Genomic DNA, 15320 nt, shown 5'->3' with positions numbered 1-15320 from the left:
GTGGTGGCCGGCGGTCGCACTAGCCTCGAGATCGTGACTGCTGAGAACTTCAAGTTGCGGATCTTCACCGAGCCCCAGCAGGGCGCGACCTACGACGACCTGCTGCGGGTCGCCAAGCATGCGGAAGCGACCGGCTACGACGCGTTCTTCCGCTCCGACCACTACCTGAAGATGGGTTCGGTGACCGGCGAGCCCGGCCCGACCGACGCCTGGGTGACGCTGGCCGGCCTGGCCCGCGAGACCAGCCGGCTGCGGCTGGGCACGCTGATGACCGCCGGCACCTTCCGGCTGCCCGGCCCGCTGGCGATCGCCGTGGCGCAGGTGGACCAGATGTCCGGCGGGCGCATCGAGCTCGGCCTCGGCAGCGGCTGGTACGAGGAGGAGCACGCCGCCTACGGCATCCCGTTCCCCTCGCTCAAGGAGCGCTTCGACCGCTACGCCGAGCAGCTGGAGATCATCACCGGGCTGTGGGGCACCCCGGCCGGTGAGCACTTCCACTTCGACGGCAAGCACTACCAGCTGGCCGAATCGCCCGCGCTGCCCAAGCCGGTGCAGCAGCCGCGGCCGCCGGTGCTGATCGGCGGGATGGGCAAGAAGCGCACTCCGGCGCTTGCCGCGCGCTTCGCCGACGAGTTCAACCTGCCGTTCGCCGACGTCGACACGGCTGCCGCGCAGTTCGAGCGGGTCGGCAAGGCGTGCGAGGAGATCGGCCGCGACGCCGGTGAGATCGTGCGGTCGGCCGCGTTGGTGATGTGCGTGGGCAAGGATGAGGCGGAGATCGCCCGCCGGGCCGAGGCCATCGGCCGCGATGTCGAGGAGCTGCGGCTCAACGGCCTGGCCGGTACCCCGGCGGAGGCGGTCGACAAGATCGGCGCCTGGCGCGAGCGCACCGGAATCACCCGCCTGTACCTGCAGGTGCTGGACCTCTCCGACCTGGACCACCTCGACCTGGTCGCCAGCGAGATCGCACCCCAGCTCTGAGCGTCGGGGTCAGTTTTGCCTAAAACTGTCGCGGGTTCCGGGCGCGGAACGTCCGGTCGGTTTTAGGCAAAACTGCCACTCGGCACGACGCAGCGAGGAGTGGGTGAACGGCCTGTCGGCTTTTGCGGCAGGCCGTTCACCCTCCGTCAGGTGTGGAGTTGGCCTGCGATGTCGGAGGCTGCGGTGAGCAGGATCAGGGCTGGGATCGTCGCTCGGGGGCGGAGGCGGTAGGTGCCTCGCTTGTCCTGCTCGACCAGGCCGCAGCCGGTCAGGCTCTTGAGGTGGTGGTAGAGCTGGCCGGTCGAGCTCAGGTCTGCCGCTTCTTGCAGGGCAGCGGTTTGCTGGGCGCCTGACTGGGCGAGCAGCCGCACGATCGCGGCGCGGGCCGGGTGGCCGAGGGCGGCGAGCACCTCGGTGCGCGGGCCGTCGGCCATGTCGAGGACCCAGGCCGGGTCGGCGCTGATGCGCCACTCCAGTTCGGCCGGTTCGACCAGGCTGCCCTGGTACTGCACGATCGAACCGCTGGGCTCGACAGGTTCGGTGCGCTGCACGCCTTCCAGGGCCGCGACGCGTTGTTCGAGCGCTTCAAGCCGCTGCTGCAAGTCCTCCGCCACCGGATGAGCTTCCCTCAGCCCTCCAGCGCCCGCGCAAGCCGGTCCCGCCATTCCGATTGCTGCATCGCCAGCAGCAGCGGCAGGCCGGGATCGCCGCTGCCGACCTGGTCCAGCGAGATGGCGCCGTGCGCGAGCAGGGCGCCGGAAGCGGTGGTGCCGTCCGCGCGGCGGACGGTGAGCCCGCAGGTCAGAACGCCGGGCAGGTTGCCGCCCTTCATGCCGATCCCGACGACTCCCGGCGGCAGGTGAGCGCTGAGCGGTGCTTCGAGATGGGTGCGCGCCATCGCTGCGGCCTCGCTCGGGGAGGTGGCGATGGCGCGGTGCAGCGAGGCGAGTCGTGTTGCGGTCGCCGACATCGTCCGGTCGGCCCAGGCGGTCTGCTGCTGGTACGGGGGCAGGCCGTCCTGCATGAGCTTGTCCAGCACATGTTTGCGCAGGTCGGCGTCAGTGCTGAAGCGGCGCTCCAGCTGGTAGCCCCAGGCTCGGCGGGCCGGGACGGGTAGCTGGGCGGGTGGGGCGAACTCCGGCAGCAGGAACAGGTACTCCGCGCACATCGAGCGGATGTCGGGTCGCTGCCAGCCGCCCGCTGCCGCAACCTCGTGCAGAGCGGCCTCGCCGAGGCGGGAGCGGATGAAGTCCGGGGCCGCGGAGTCGCTGAACCTGATCATCGCCGAGGCCATGTCGTCGAGCGCCACCCGGTGTTCGGGATCCGCCGCGTACAAGCCGGTCGAGTCGGTGGGGATGTTCAGGTGTTTGAGGGCGTTCGCGTGCGCGAGACCGTCGGTCGGCAGGTAGAAGCGCTCCCAGTCGCCGACGCGGATCTGCTCCGCAGGATTCAGGCGGCCTTCGGCGACGGCGGTGGCGTAGGCGGCGAGGTGGACGACCTTGATCGCCGAGGCGAGCGGCTGCGCAGCGTCCGGGCGGTGCAGCAGCTGGTTTCCGCGGCCGTCGTCGAGGACCAGGCCGAGCTGGTCGCGGTGCGCGCTGATCCAGGTCAGCCAGCCCTCCGGAGTCGCCAGGTCCGGCGCGGGTTCGGCCAGCGCGCTGGGCGCGACGAACAGCAACGGTGTCGCCGCTGCGGTGGTGGCGAGCAAGCGGCGGCGGGACAGCAACATGGTCCACTCCTCTAGTAGTCCGTAATTCCGGAATACTAGAGGAGTGGAGTGTTAGTAGATCAGCGCAGGCTCGGGTCCAGCGAGAGCGTCACACCGGCCGCGGCGGCTTCCGGGCGCGGGATGTCCCGCTCGGCGATCGGCAGCCGACCGTCCAGCGCGTCCAGCACGCCCTGCTGGACCAGGTCGAACGCCTCGGAGGTCGGCACGTCCCGGCCGAGCTCGGCCGACAGCGAGGTGGTGCCCGCGTCGCTGATCCCGCACGGCACGATCCGGTCGAACGAGCTCAGATCGGCGTTGCAGTTCAGCTCCAGGCCGTGCATCGTGATGCCGCGCTGCACCCGGATGCCGATCGCCGCGATCTTGCGCTCCGGTCGGCCGTCGCCGGCGGGCAGCCACACCCCGCTGCGACCCTCGACCCGGCCCGCGTGCAGACCGAACTGGTCGCACACCCAGATCAGGCCCTGCTCGATCCGCCGCACGTAGTCGACCACGTCGATCGGGTCGGTCAGCTTCAGGATCGGGTAGCCGACGATCTGCCCCGGACCATGCCAGGTGATCTTGCCGCCGCGGTCGACGTCGATCACCGGGGTGCCATCGGTCGGGCGGTCCTCCGGCGAGGTGCGCTTGCCCGCGGTGTAGACCGACGGGTGCTCCAGCAGCAGCATGGCGTCCGGGTTCCGCCCCTCGTCCCGGCCCGTCGCCAGCTCGCGCTGCAGGTCCCAGGCGGAGAGGTAATCGATGGTTCCCAGATGGCGCACTTCAACGGGGTCCGAAGAGGCGCGGCACGAAGAATTCGCACGACTCACGCGCGACAGGCTACGCCTGCCGGAACCGGACTTCACCCGAAGGTTCCGGTGAGCCGGAACCGCCTGGTGCTACCCGACAACAGCGGCCAGGGCCGAGTTGATCGACGGGTGCTGGAAGGTGAAACCGTGCGACTCCAGCACGGTCGGCACGGCTCGTTGCCCCTTCAGCGCCTCATCGGCGAATTCGCCGAGCACGATGCGCAACGCGAAGGACGGCACGACCCACGGCGCGGGGCGGCCGAGTGCTTCGGCGAATGCCTTGGTGAACTCCGCGTTGGTCACCGGTGCTGGTCCGGTGAGGTTGACCGGACCGGAGATCTCGGGGTTCTCCAGCACGAACTTGATCGCGGCGACCTCGTCGTCCAGCGAGATCCACGGCATGTACTGGGTGCCGGGGCCCAACCGACCGCCGAGCATCAGCGAGAACACCGACCGCAGCGGTCCGAGCAGCCCTCCGGACGGTGAAAGCACCAGACCGGTGCGCAGCAGCACCACCCTGACCCCAGCGTTCGAGGCCGGTTCGGTTGCCGCCTCCCAACGCTGGCACATCTTGGCGAGGAAGTCGTCGCCCGGCGGGGTCGTCTCGGTCACCGGCTTCGGGCCCGCGTCGCCGTAATAGCCCACCGCCGAGCCGTTGACCAGTACCGGAACCCCGGCCTCGGCCACCTCTTCGGCGAGCACCTCGGTCGGGCGGAGGCGGGAACGCACCAGCAGCCGCTTGCGCTCCGGCGTCCACCGCTTGTCACCGACGCCCGCGCCGCACAAGTTCACCACCGCGTCCGCGCCTTCCAGCGCATCGGCGTCCAGCTTCCCGGTCTCGGGATCCCAGCCCCGCTCGTCCGGAGCGGTGGGCAGGCGCCGCACCAACCGGACCACCTCGTGATCCGCTGCCCGCAACCCGGCGACCAGGGAAGTGCCGATCAAGCCGGACGAACCGGCAACAACCACCCGCATACCGCGAATCGTCCCGCACTCCCAAGCCCGAAGCGAGCGGTTCGGGACAGGTCCACTCAGCGTGTTTTCAAACCTGGTTTTGGTCGTTGTTTTGAAACGCCGGAGGCGTTCAGCCCACCCTCGCAGCTTGCACCGCCGCGGGGTCTCAGCGTTCGTCCTGGCGAGGACGGCCCAACTGCCGTGCATTGGCCCTGCATCAAGTTGGGCACCCGGAGTCCAGGTGGACGCTGAGGTTCCGCCACTCGCACCGATATGCAAAACGGGTTAATACAGATCAGAACGACGAACGGCCGCCCACCGTGTGGTGAGCGGCCGTTCGTTCTAGGTGGCTCAGAGGCCGAGGTCGGCCTCGAAGGCGCCCTCTTCCAGACGCTGCTTCAGCGTGGTCAGGAAGCGGGCGGCGTCCGCACCGTCCACCAGGCGGTGGTCGTAGGACAGCGCCAGGTAGGCCATCGAGCGGATCGCGATGGTGTCGCCGCCGTTCTCGTCGGCGACCACGACCGGGCGCTTGACGACCGAACCGGTGCCGAGCATGCCCACCTGCGGCGGGTTCAGGATCGGCGTGTCGAACAGCGCGCCGCGGCTACCCGTGTTGGTGATGGTGAAGGTGCCACCGGACAGCTCGTCGGGCTTGATCTTGTTGTTGCGGGTCCGCGCCGCCAGGTCGGCGATCTTGCGGGCCAGCCCACCGAGGTTGAGGTCACCGGCGTCGTGGATCACCGGCGAGACCAGGCCGCGCTCGGTGTCCACCGCGACCGAGAGGTGCTCGGCGCCGTGGTAGGTGACTTCCTTGGTGTCGTCGTTGATCGCGGCGTTCAGCTTCGGGTGCAGCTTCAGAGCCTCGGCCGCCGCCTTCGCGAAGAACGGCAGGAACGACAGCTTGACGCCCTCGGCGGCCTCGAAGTTGGCCTTGGCGCGCTCACGCAGCCGGGCGATGCGGGTCACGTCGACCTCGATCACCGTGGTCAGCTGCGCAGCGGTCTGCAGCGACTCCACCATGCGGCGGGCCAGCAGCTGCCGCAGGCGCGACATCTTCTGCGTGGTGCCGCGCAGCGCCAGGGCTTCCTCAGACGGCTCCACCAGCGAAGCGCTCGGCGCGGCGGCCGGAGCAGCCGCGTGGGCCGGGGCGGACGTCTTGGCATCGATGGCGGCCTGGACGTCCTGCTTGCGAATCCGTCCGCCGACACCGCTGCCCTTGATCGCGGACAGGTCGATGCCGTGCTCGTTGGCCAGCTTGCGCACCAGCGGCGTCACGTACGGCGCGGCGCCGGACGGCGCTGCCTCGGCGGGAGCCGGAGCAGCCGGAACCGGGGCAGCCGGAGCCGGAGCAGCCGGAGCGGGCGCCGGAGGCGCGGGCGGGGCGACCGGAGCCGGGGCCGGGGCCGCGGGAGCGGGAGCGGCGGGAGCCGCGGCCGCGGAGCCGATGACGGCGAGCTTGGCGCCGACCTCGATGGTGTCGTCCTCGTTCGCGGTGATCTCCAGCAGGGTGCCGGCCACCGGGGACGGGATCTCGGTGTCGACCTTGTCGGTGGAGACCTCGAGCAGCGGCTCGTCGACGTCGACGCTCTCGCCGACCTGCTTGAGCCACCGGGTCACGGTGCCCTCAGCGACGCTCTCGCCGAGCGCGGGCATGTTCACGTCGGTGCCCTGCGCACCACCGGCCGGGGCAGCGGGGGCAGCCGGAGCGGCGGGGGCCGGGGCAGCCGGAGCGGGCTGCTCGGCGGCTGGGGCGGCAGGCGCCGGGGCGGCGGCCGGGGCCTCGCCGGCGGCACCGATCACGGCGAGCTCGGCGCCGATCTCAACGGTGTCGTCCTCCTGGGCGACGATGCGCTGCAGCACGCCGGCGGCGGGGGACGGGATCTCGGTGTCGACCTTGTCGGTGGAGACCTCGAGCAGGGGTTCGTCGACCTCGACGGTCTCGCCCTCCTGCTTGAGCCACCGGGTGATCGTTCCTTCGCTGACGCTCTCGCCGAGTGCCGGCATCTGAACGGAGAAGGCCATCTGTTGCTGACTCCTCGTTGTGTGGCGGGGTGCTTGGCTGACTGTGGACCGACGTCAGCCGTGCACGTGCAGCGGCTTGCCGGCCAGGGCGAGGTGCGCCTCGCCCAGGGCTTCGGTCTGGGACGGGTGGGCGTGCACCAGCGGAGCGACGTCCTCCGGCAGCGCTTCCCAGTTGTAGATCAGCTGCGCCTCGCCGATGAGCTCACCGACTCGGTCGCCGACCAGGTGCAGGCCGACGACGGGGCCGTCGGTCGCGCGGACCAGCTTGACCGCGCCTTGGGTCTTGAGGATCTGGCTCTTGCCGTTGCCGGCCAGGTCGTAGGTGAAGGTCTCCACCGAGCCGTACTGGTCCTTGGCGGCGGCCTCGCTCAGACCCACCGAGGCGACCTCGGGGTGGCAGTAGGTCACGCGCGGGATGCCGGACTCGTCGATCGGCTGCGGGTTGAGGCCCGCGATGTCCTCGGCGATGAAGATGCCCTGCTGGAAACCACGGTGCGCCAGCTGCAGGCCGGGCACGATGTCGCCGACCGCGTAGACGCCCGGCAGGTTGGTGCGCAGGCGCTCGTCGGTGGGGACGAAGCCGCGCTCCATGTGCACGCCAGCGGCCTCGAAACCGTGACCGGCGGTGTTCGGGCCGCGGCCGACGGCGACCAGCAGCAGGTCGGCGTCGTGGGTCTCGCCGTTCTCCAGGCTGACCGAGACGCCGGAGTCGGTCTGGGTGGCGCCGGTGAACTTCACGCCGGTCTTGAACTTGATGCCGCGCTTGCGGAAGGCGCGCTCCAGGCGCTTGGAGATGAACTCGTCCTCGTTGGGCACCAGGTGCGGCAGGGCCTCGACGACGGTCACCTCGGCGCCGAACGAACGCCAGACGCTGGCGAACTCCACGCCGATCACGCCGCCGCCCAGCACCACGACCTTGTTCGGGATGTGGTCCAGGTTCAGCGCCTGCTCGCTGGCGATGACCCGCCCGCCGAGCTCCAGGCCGGGCAGCGTCTTGGAGTAGGAACCGGTGGCCAGCACCACGTTCTTGCCGGTGTAGCGGGTGCCGTTCACCTCGACGGTCTTGGCGTCGACCAGCGTGCCAGCGCCCTCGACCATCGTCACCTTGTGCGCCTTGGCCAGCCCCTGCAGGCCCTTGTACAGGCCGGCGACGATGCCGTCCTTGTACTTGTTGACGCCGTCGATGTCGATGCCCTCGAAGGCGGTCTTCACCCCGAACTGGTCGGCATCGCGGGCCGAATCGGCGACCTCCGCCGCGTGGAGCAGCGCCTTGGTCGGGATGCAGCCTCGGTGCAGGCAGGTCCCACCGAGCTTGTCCTTTTCGACCAGGATGACGGACAGGCCTAGCTCGGCTGCGCGGAAGGCGCAGGCGTAGCCGCCCGAACCGCCACCGAGAATGACTAGATCGGCGGACGTGTCGGTCACTTCGCTCTCCTCGACAGGCTTCGTTGACTCGCTGACAGCACTTCACCGGACCGGATGGTCACGAGCACCTGCAAACCATCTTGTCACCACACGACACGCCTACGCGACGTGGGCCGGGTGATATGGGCTGCAGCGCCGGAGATCACAGTGGATGATGGGGGATTTTCACGCCTGCTCCACTTCGTGGTGGCACCATCGGTTACAGGCTGCAGTCCCGTCCCCGACTGGAAGCGAGGTGTGGTGGGTCTCTTCGACCGGTTCCGCAGGCGGCGCGCCGGAGTGGTGCGCGGGGCGAACTCGGCCGATGCGGAGCACCTGATCAGCTGGACCGAGCAGCACCGGGGAGTGGAGGGCTACCTCGAGCCCCGCACCACGGTCACCGAGACGACCCTGATGCTCATCGCCCACGACGGCGAGTGGACCCGGCGCCGGGTGGGCGGCCCGGCCGCGGCGCACCGGCTGACCCGCAAGCTGGGCATCCCGCTGTACGAAGTCGCCAAGATCGGCTACCCCCAGCGAATGCGCGACTACCAGGCCAGACAGCGAATAATCCGCGACCGGAACCGCCGCGCCGCTGATGGCGGCTGAAGATCAGTTCCACTGCGCGAACGAGCTCATCAGTTCGCGATGCGGGTCGTGGGAGTGCAGTTGACCGGGAAGTTCACGGCTTTGGCGATGTAGCAGAGCTCGTGGGCTCGTTCGTGCAGTGCTTCGGCGACGTCGACGCTGGCCCGGTCGGAGACGGTCACCAGCGGAGTCAGCTCGACGGACTCGAACTGGCCGGTGCCGTCCTGGTTCTCGGTGAGGATGCCGCGGGCCTGGTCGTGGTATCCGGTGACCACCACGCCGCTGTCGGCCGCCAGGTGCAGGAACCACAGCATGTGGCACTGCGACAGCGAGGCGACCAGCAGTTCCTCGGGGTTGTAGCGGTCGGCGTCGCCCAGGAACACCGGGTCCGCGGAAGCGTCGATGGCGTCCTTTCCGTCCGCGCGCACCTCGTGGGTGCGCTCGTAGCTGCGGTAGGAGCTGGTGCCCTGGCCGGTGTTGCCGGTCCAGACCACTTCGACCTGGTAGCCGTGCCGGGCCGTCGTCGGCGGGGCCGGTTTCGATTCGGTCATCAACCCATCGTTGCACCGCCGTGGGGTGCAGTGGTGATCCTTTTGCGGCTCACGTCACAAATACGCCACCGACTGGAGTAACGCCGAACGGGCGGCCCGCAGCTCCGAATGGAGGCTGCGGACCGCCCGCGCGGTTGCTCGAACTTAGCCCTGGTCGGCGATGTCCGCCAGCACGGCGGCCAGGGTGCGGACCGGGACACCGGTGCCGCCCTTGGGGGTGTAGCCCCACGGGCCGGAGGAGTTGTAGGACGGGCCTGCGATGTCGATGTGCGCCCACTCCACGCCGTCGGCGACGAACTCCTCGATGAAGATGCCCGCCGCCAGCATCCCGCCCCAGCGGTGCCCGGTGATGTTGGCGAGGTCGGCGAGCTTGGAGTCCAGGTCGCCGCGCAGCTCCTCGGGCAGCGGCATCGGCCAGCCGCCCTCGCCGGCGGCCTGCGACAGCCGCGCCACCCGGTCGCGGAACTGCTCGCTGCCCATCACGCCCGGCGTGCGCTTGCCCAGTGCCACCACCTGCGCACCGGTCAGGGTGGAGGTCTCGATCAGGTAGTCCGGCTCGTCCTCGCAGGCGCGGGTGATCGCGTCGACCAGGATCAACCGGCCCTCGGCGTCGGTGTTGAGCACCTCGACGGTCTTGCCGCCGTACATGGTCAGCACGTCACCGGGGCGGTAGGCGGTGCCCGACGGCATGTTCTCGGCCATCGGCACGGTCGCGGTGATGTCCAGCGGGTAGTTCAACCGGGCCGCCAGCACCATGGTGGCCACCACCGACGCGGCACCGGACATGTCCGAGGTCATCTCGTCCATGCCGGCGGCCGGCTTGATCGAGATGCCGCCGGTGTCGAAGGTGATGCCCTTGCCGACCAGCGCGACCTTCTTGGCGTCCTTCGGGCCCTTGTGCCGCAGGCGCACCAGCCGCGGCGGCCGGGACGAGCCCGAGCCGACGCCGAGGATGCCGCCGAAGCCCTGCTTGCGCAGCGCGTTGTCGTCGAGCACCTCGACCTCCAGGCCGACGGCGCGGCCGAGCTCGGTGGCGCGCTCGGCGAAGGAGGCCGGGAACAGGTCGTTGGGCGGGGTGTTGATCAGATCGCGAGCGGTGTTGACCGCCTCGCCGATCGCGGTGGCGCCCTTCAGAGCGTGCGCGTGACCGTCCGCCTTCGCATCGGCGACCACGAACTCCACTTCGGACACCGGGGCGTCGCCGGAGTTGGACTTGTAACCGGTGAAGGCGTACGCGCCGAGCACGGTGCCCTGCACCGCGGCGGAGAGGTCCACATCGGACAGCGTGGTGGCGGCGCGCTCGACGCCGGTCAGCGAGCGGGCGGCGGCGCCGGAAGCGCGGCGCAGCTGCTCACCGGTCGGGCCGCCGTCGGCGACCTTGCCCAGGCCGGTCGCGATCAGGACCGGGGCACGCAGCTTGCCGCCGGCGGGCAGCTTGACGACCTCATCGGCCTTCCCGGTCGCCCCCAGCGTGGTCAGCACCTGCCGCAGGTCGCCGTCGAAAGCCGCCGCGACCTGGTCGGAGCCGGGCGCGAGCTGCAGGCCGTCGGCGCCCTGCACGGTGCCGACGATGAGTGCGTCCACGGCCAGCTTGGTCACCGCAGTGTCGGTGAGGGAGAGTTTCGGGGTCGTCACGTGTCAATCCTCCGTTGAAGCTGCCGTGTCAGCGTTGGGTCCATTCGCACTCTAGAACGCAACGCGAGGGTGAATCCGACCAGGCGTGCGTCCGTCACCCGAGCCTGGCACCAGAAATCCCCTCCTGGTGCGGTCTCCGGGGCTGTTCTCGCCGGGCGAACACCGAGCGGTGCCGGTTCGGCGGTGAAGATCGATCCCGCGCTCGCCGCCGGCGTCTACCTTGGAACACAGGTCGGCTGTGGTGTCAACCGACAGGCGGCTGCACCAGTAGTCGTTCGTCTGCAAGGGTGGTCGGGTGGCCCAACAGGTTGAATCGAGCGGTCGGCTCGCGTCCGGTTCGGGGGCGGTTCCGCTGACGCTCGGCGGGATGCTCGGCATCGGTGCGTTCGTGGGCCCGGCTCCTGCGGCGGCCGCTGCCGGGGCGTGGTTTCCCCTCGGCCTGCTGATCGCGCTGCTGGCCGCGACCTGTTCGGCATCGGCGACCGCGTACCAGTCGGCCGCGTACCGCGGGCCTGGAGCGGCTTACGCGTGCGTCCGCGGGCAGGTGGGCTTGCTGGCCGCGCGCGTCGGCGCCAGCGCGTACGTGGCCGGGCACATCGCTGCGATTGCCGCGATCGCGCGAGTGCTGGGTGATTTCTTCCTGCCCGCCTCGGCGCCGCTGGTGGCGTCGGTGGCGATCCTGCTCGTGGTGCTCTCGGCGACGGCTGGGTTGCGGATTCGCGGTGCTGCGGCCTGGATCTGGCTCGCGCTGACCGCCGCGGTGCTGGCCCTGGTGGTCGTCACGTGCTTCGCGATCGAACCTGTTCCGCCGCTGCCGACCGGGGCCAGGCCTGCGGATAGCGCGGTGGGCATCACCGGTGCTGCCGGGGTGCTGTTCTTCGCCTTCCTCGGTTTCGAGCGGCTGACCTCTCCGGCGGAGGAGCGCGACCGGGTTTCGTGGGCGGCCCTGAAGCGCGGTGTCGTGATCTCGTTCGTCGCGCTGACCGCAGTGCTCGCGGTGGTGACGGCGGCGCTGGTGCACCAGCTCGGCTGGTCGCGGCTGGCGCTGTCGCCGACCCCGATCCGCGATGTCCTGACCGCATCGGCCGCATCCGAAATCGCGCCGCTGGTCAGCGTCGGGGCTGCGGTGGCGCTGCTGCCGGTGCTGTTGGCCGCGCTGGAGTCCGTCCGGTCGACCTCGTTGGCCCTGGTGCAGGACGGGGATCTGCCCCGCGGGCTGGGACGTCGGAGCGGCTTCGGCACGCCGTACCTGCTGGACGTGGGTGTGGGTGTTGCCGCCGTCGCGGTCGCACTGCTGGTCGAGCCGGTGACGGCGATGGCCTTCGCCGCGTGCAGCCTGCTCGTGCACTACGCCTTCGCCAACGCCGGGGCGCGATTGCTGCTGGTCGACGTGGGTGGCTGGCCGATGCGCGCGGCCTGCCTTGGCATGGGGTTGTCCGTCGTCCTGGCGATGAGCATGCCGATTTCTGCGATGCTTGCGACGCTTGTTGTCGGTTTTATCGGTCCGTTGGTGACGGGAGGCGTGTCCCGTCGCTGGAGATGAGGCGGGTCATGCTCAACGCGAGTGCAGGCAACCTTTCCCTGAAACCAATCGAACCGCCGATCTGGCTGCCCGGCGAGGAAGCGCTCTACAGCTTCTGGCGCCTGGACGGCTCCCTCGGCACCGTCCACCCGGCACGGGTGGTCGAGGACGACGGCGACCAGCTGCTGTGCTGGGTCGTGGACGGCACCCCGATCCGGACCACGACCTCGCCGGACGGCCGTTCGCCGCGCGAGATGCCGCTGTTCGAACGCTTCAACGGGCCGCGGGTTCCGGCTCCGTCCACCTGGCACGGCACCAACACCCTGCGCCTGGTCTACGACCACCGCTGGGTGTCGGTGTGGTGGTTCTTCGAACCCGACGGGACCTTCCGGAACTGGTACGTCAACCTCGAGGTGCCCTTGGGGCGCGACGAGTTCGGCGTGCGGCGGGTGGACGGAGTGCTGGACGTCGAGGTGTTCCCGGGCGGGAAGTGGTCCTGGAAGGACGAGGGCGAACTCGCGGCCGCGATGGCGGCCGGCCGGTTCGACCGCTGGCACCTCAAGCAGCTGCGGACCGAGGGGGAGCGCATGATCGAGCTCGCCGAGGCGCAGCTGTTCCCGTTCGACGGCACCTATTGCGACGCCCAGCCCGATCCGAAGTGGTCGCCACCGTCCTTGCCGGATGGACTGCTCGAGGACTGACCGTCAGGACGGGGAGGCAGCCGCGACGAACAGCAGCACGGTGACCAGGGCGACCAGGGCGCCGATCCCGATGACCGAACCGCCGCGCAGGTCCTTCGGGAAGAAGCTCTGGTGCTTTTTGCGCCACCAGAACGCCCAACCGGCGGCGAGACCCAGACCCAGGACGACCCCGAAAGCGCTCATCCAGGCGTAGCAGAGCGCCACGAGCACGCCGCCGCCCAGTGGCATCAAAGCCGCCAGGGTGGCGGCTAGCGCGTCCTGCGACGCGGTGGTGGGGACCGGAGCGGAGGCCTGCTGGTTCATGAACACATCATAGAGCCCGGAACGCCGGTTTTCAGAAGCCTCCGGATGACGCTCGGTGGCATCCGCTCAGCGGTGCGTGATCAAGCCTCGATTACTTGGACGACCAACTTTAGGCGATCGGGTTTTCACTGTTCGAGGCGGCGCGATACGGTACGCGCATGACTGAAGCGCTGTCTTTCTCCCGGACCAACAACCCGCAACCGGTCAGCGACGAGCGCCGCGCAGAGGTAATGGCGAATCCGGGTTTCGGACGGCACTTCACCGACCACATGGTGACCATCCGCTGGACTGATGACCGCGGTTGGCACGACGCCCGAGTCGAGCCCTACCACTCGCTCGAACTCGACCCGGCGACCTCCGTGCTGCACTACGCGCAGGCGATCTTCGAAGGCCTCAAGGCCTACCGCCAGCCCGACGGCTCGATCGCCGCGTTCCGGCCGGACGCCAACGCTCGGCGGTTCCAGGACTCCGCGAAGCGGATCGCGATGGCCCAGCTGCCCGAGGAGCTGTTCGTCGAGTCGCTGCGCGAGCTGATCGCGGTGGACGGGGCGTGGGTGCCCAGCGCCGAGGAGAGCTCGCTCTACCTGCGGCCGTTCATGATCTCCACCGAGGTCGGCCTGGGCGTCAACAACCCGGCCAACGCCTACCTCTACGTCCTGATCGCCTCGCCGTCCGGCTCGTACTTCTCCGGCGGCATCAAGCCGGTCACCGTGTGGCTGAGCCACGAGTACGTGCGCGCGGCTCCCGGCGGCACCGGTGCGGCCAAGTTCGCGGGCAACTACGCCGCGTCCTTCGCCGCGCAGGCCGAAGCCGTGAAGCAGGGCTGCGACCAGGTTGTGTGGCTCGACGCGTGCGAGCGGCACGTGGTTGAGGAGATGGGCGGCATGAACCTGTTCTTCGTGCTCGGCTCCGGCTCCGACGCCCGCCTGGTGACCCCCGAGCTCAGCGGCAGCCTGCTGCCCGGCGTGACCCGCTCGTCGCTGCTGGAACTGGGCCGCGAGCTCGGCATGCAGGTCGAGGAGCGCAAGGTGACGGTCGAGGAGTGGGAGAAGAAGGCCGCGACCGGTGAGCTCACCGAGGTCTTCGCGTGCGGCACTGCAGCGGTGATCACCCCGGTCGGCCACGTCAAGCACCGCGATGGCGAGTTCACCATCGCCGATGGCCAGCCGGGCGAGTTCACGATGCGTCTCCGCGAGCGTCTCACCGGCATCCAGCACGGCACCGTCGAGGACACTCACGGCTGGATGACCAAGCTGGGCTGATCCGTTCCGGACTCGGTCCTGTTGGGCCACGAGGGGGCACAGTTTCAATTGAAACTGTGCCCCCTCGGTGTGTCCGGCGCCCGACACGCCGACGAATGGGGACAACTGGCCCGGCCTGGGGAGAACTTCCGACCCCGGACGGCTGCTCGGCGGGCTAGGCGAGGGTGGCGCCGATGAGGACGATCGTGGTGGCCAGTTCGGAGGATGCGCCGAGGACGTCTCCGGTGATTCCGCCGAAGCGGCGTTGGACGTGGTGGTTGAAGGCGACGAGCAGGGCCGCTGCCGCCACGACTGCGATCGCTGCGTGCCAGTTGAAGGCGACGGCGGCGACGGCGACGAGGAGCAGCCACCAGGTTGCGACCAGCCAGGTCGGTTGGCTGCCCGCGACCAGGGCACCCATGCCCTCCGGACGGGCTGAGGGGACCCCGCGGCGGCAGCACAGGACGAAACCCGCTCGGCCGACCGCGCACGCCAGGACGAGCACCAGCGGGTTGTACGCCAGTTCGGCCAGGCTGACCGCCTGGATGCCCAGGACCAGGATCAGCGCCACCACCGCGAACGGTCCGGCACCGCCGTCGCGCATCACGTTCAGCGCGCGCTCCGGCGGTCCGTAGCAGCCGAGACCGTCCACCGTGTCGGCCAGGCCGTCCACGTGCATGCCTCTGGTGACCAGCACCAACACCGCCACGGCCAGCAGTCCGGACAGGAGCGGGGGAGCGCCGAGCTCGGTCAGGCCCCAGAGCGCGAGGGCGCCGAAACCTCCCACCAGCGCACCGACCAGCGGTGCGAACGCGATCGCCTGACGGCAGGTGGCGTCGTCGACGCGGCGCGCCGGGAGCGGCAGCACGCTCAGCCACGAGACCGCCAGGCGGAGGCCGTCCAG

General features: G+C 70.0%; 15 protein-coding genes. 5 read left to right on the top strand and 10 right to left on the bottom strand.

Features of this window, described 5'->3' with window-relative positions; genetic code table 11:
* The first annotated feature begins 33 nt into the window (after positions 1 to 33).
* Positions 34 to 981: an LLM class F420-dependent oxidoreductase gene (locus ACWCO2_RS16630; RefSeq protein ID WP_450128605.1), complete on the top strand. Its 948-nt coding sequence runs from the start codon at positions 34 to 36 to the stop codon at positions 979 to 981.
* A gap of 146 nt (positions 982 to 1127) precedes the next feature.
* Here the strand turns inward: ACWCO2_RS16630 and ACWCO2_RS16625 are convergent, their stop codons facing one another.
* The 6 genes from ACWCO2_RS16625 to lpdA all read right to left on the bottom strand — a co-directional run bounded on the left by ACWCO2_RS16625 (position 1128) and on the right by lpdA (position 7896).
* Positions 1128 to 1595: an ArsR/SmtB family transcription factor gene (locus ACWCO2_RS16625; RefSeq protein ID WP_450128604.1), complete on the bottom strand. Its 468-nt coding sequence runs from the start codon at positions 1593 to 1595 to the stop codon at positions 1128 to 1130.
* A gap of 14 nt (positions 1596 to 1609) precedes the next feature.
* Complete coding sequence (locus ACWCO2_RS16620; protein ID WP_450128603.1) at positions 1610 to 2710, bottom strand: serine hydrolase; 1101 nt, start codon at positions 2708 to 2710, stop codon at positions 1610 to 1612.
* 59 nt (positions 2711 to 2769) lie between these two features.
* Positions 2770 to 3516 carry a lipoyl(octanoyl) transferase LipB gene (gene lipB, locus ACWCO2_RS16615; RefSeq protein ID WP_450128602.1) on the bottom strand — a complete coding sequence of 249 codons (747 nt, stop codon included), beginning with the start codon at positions 3514 to 3516 and terminating at the stop codon, positions 2770 to 2772.
* A gap of 69 nt (positions 3517 to 3585) precedes the next feature.
* Positions 3586 to 4470: a TIGR01777 family oxidoreductase gene (locus tag ACWCO2_RS16610; RefSeq protein ID WP_450128601.1), complete on the bottom strand. Its 885-nt coding sequence runs from the start codon at positions 4468 to 4470 to the stop codon at positions 3586 to 3588.
* 330 nt (positions 4471 to 4800) lie between these two features.
* Positions 4801 to 6471 carry a 2-oxoglutarate dehydrogenase, E2 component, dihydrolipoamide succinyltransferase gene (gene sucB, locus ACWCO2_RS16605; RefSeq protein ID WP_450128600.1) on the bottom strand — a complete coding sequence of 557 codons (1671 nt, stop codon included), beginning with the start codon at positions 6469 to 6471 and terminating at the stop codon, positions 4801 to 4803.
* Positions 6472 to 6525: 54 nt separating this feature from the next.
* The gene (gene lpdA, locus ACWCO2_RS16600; RefSeq protein ID WP_450128599.1) at positions 6526 to 7896 is read right to left on the bottom strand and encodes a dihydrolipoyl dehydrogenase; all 1371 of its coding nucleotides are present in this window, start codon (positions 7894 to 7896) and stop codon (positions 6526 to 6528) included.
* A gap of 240 nt (positions 7897 to 8136) precedes the next feature.
* On the opposite strand from lpdA, the gene ACWCO2_RS16595 reads away from it, so the two are divergent.
* Entirely contained in the window at positions 8137 to 8484 is a 348-nt protein-coding gene (locus ACWCO2_RS16595; RefSeq protein WP_450128598.1) for an oxidoreductase, read from the top strand.
* 29 nt (positions 8485 to 8513) lie between these two features.
* On the opposite strand, the gene ACWCO2_RS16590 is transcribed toward ACWCO2_RS16595, so the two are convergent.
* Both ACWCO2_RS16590 and ACWCO2_RS16585 read right to left on the bottom strand, forming a co-directional pair.
* Complete coding sequence (locus tag ACWCO2_RS16590; protein ID WP_450128597.1) at positions 8514 to 9014, bottom strand: OsmC family protein; 501 nt, start codon at positions 9012 to 9014, stop codon at positions 8514 to 8516.
* Positions 9015 to 9158: 144 nt separating this feature from the next.
* Positions 9159 to 10649 carry a leucyl aminopeptidase gene (locus tag ACWCO2_RS16585; protein ID WP_450128596.1) on the bottom strand — a complete coding sequence of 497 codons (1491 nt, stop codon included), beginning with the start codon at positions 10647 to 10649 and terminating at the stop codon, positions 9159 to 9161.
* A 295-nt stretch (positions 10650 to 10944) separates the two neighbouring features.
* Between ACWCO2_RS16585 and ACWCO2_RS16580 the strand changes: the two genes are divergently transcribed.
* On the top strand, positions 10945 to 12192 hold the full coding sequence (locus ACWCO2_RS16580; RefSeq protein ID WP_450128595.1) for an amino acid permease: 1248 nt from the start codon (positions 10945 to 10947) through the stop codon (positions 12190 to 12192).
* 8 nt (positions 12193 to 12200) lie between these two features.
* On the top strand, positions 12201 to 12872 hold the full coding sequence (locus ACWCO2_RS16575) for a DUF402 domain-containing protein (RefSeq protein WP_450128594.1): 672 nt from the start codon (positions 12201 to 12203) through the stop codon (positions 12870 to 12872).
* Between the two features lie 3 nt (positions 12873 to 12875).
* Here the strand turns inward: ACWCO2_RS16575 and ACWCO2_RS16570 are convergent, their stop codons facing one another.
* A complete protein-coding gene (locus ACWCO2_RS16570) occupies positions 12876 to 13175 on the bottom strand; it encodes a hypothetical protein (protein WP_450128593.1) in 300 nt (99 codons plus the stop codon).
* A 158-nt stretch (positions 13176 to 13333) separates the two neighbouring features.
* Here ACWCO2_RS16570 and ACWCO2_RS16565 point away from each other — a divergent pair, with 158 nt between their 5' ends.
* The gene (locus ACWCO2_RS16565) at positions 13334 to 14437 is read left to right on the top strand and encodes a branched-chain amino acid aminotransferase (RefSeq protein WP_450128592.1); all 1104 of its coding nucleotides are present in this window, start codon (positions 13334 to 13336) and stop codon (positions 14435 to 14437) included.
* A gap of 154 nt (positions 14438 to 14591) precedes the next feature.
* Here the strand turns inward: ACWCO2_RS16565 and cobS are convergent, their stop codons facing one another.
* Positions 14592 to 15320 carry an adenosylcobinamide-GDP ribazoletransferase gene (gene cobS, locus ACWCO2_RS16560; RefSeq protein WP_450128622.1) on the bottom strand — a complete coding sequence of 243 codons (729 nt, stop codon included), beginning with the start codon at positions 15318 to 15320 and terminating at the stop codon, positions 14592 to 14594.

It is taken from the genome of Saccharopolyspora sp. NPDC002376 (assembly GCF_053593195.1).
This window is presented reverse-complemented; position numbering and strand designations above follow the sequence as displayed.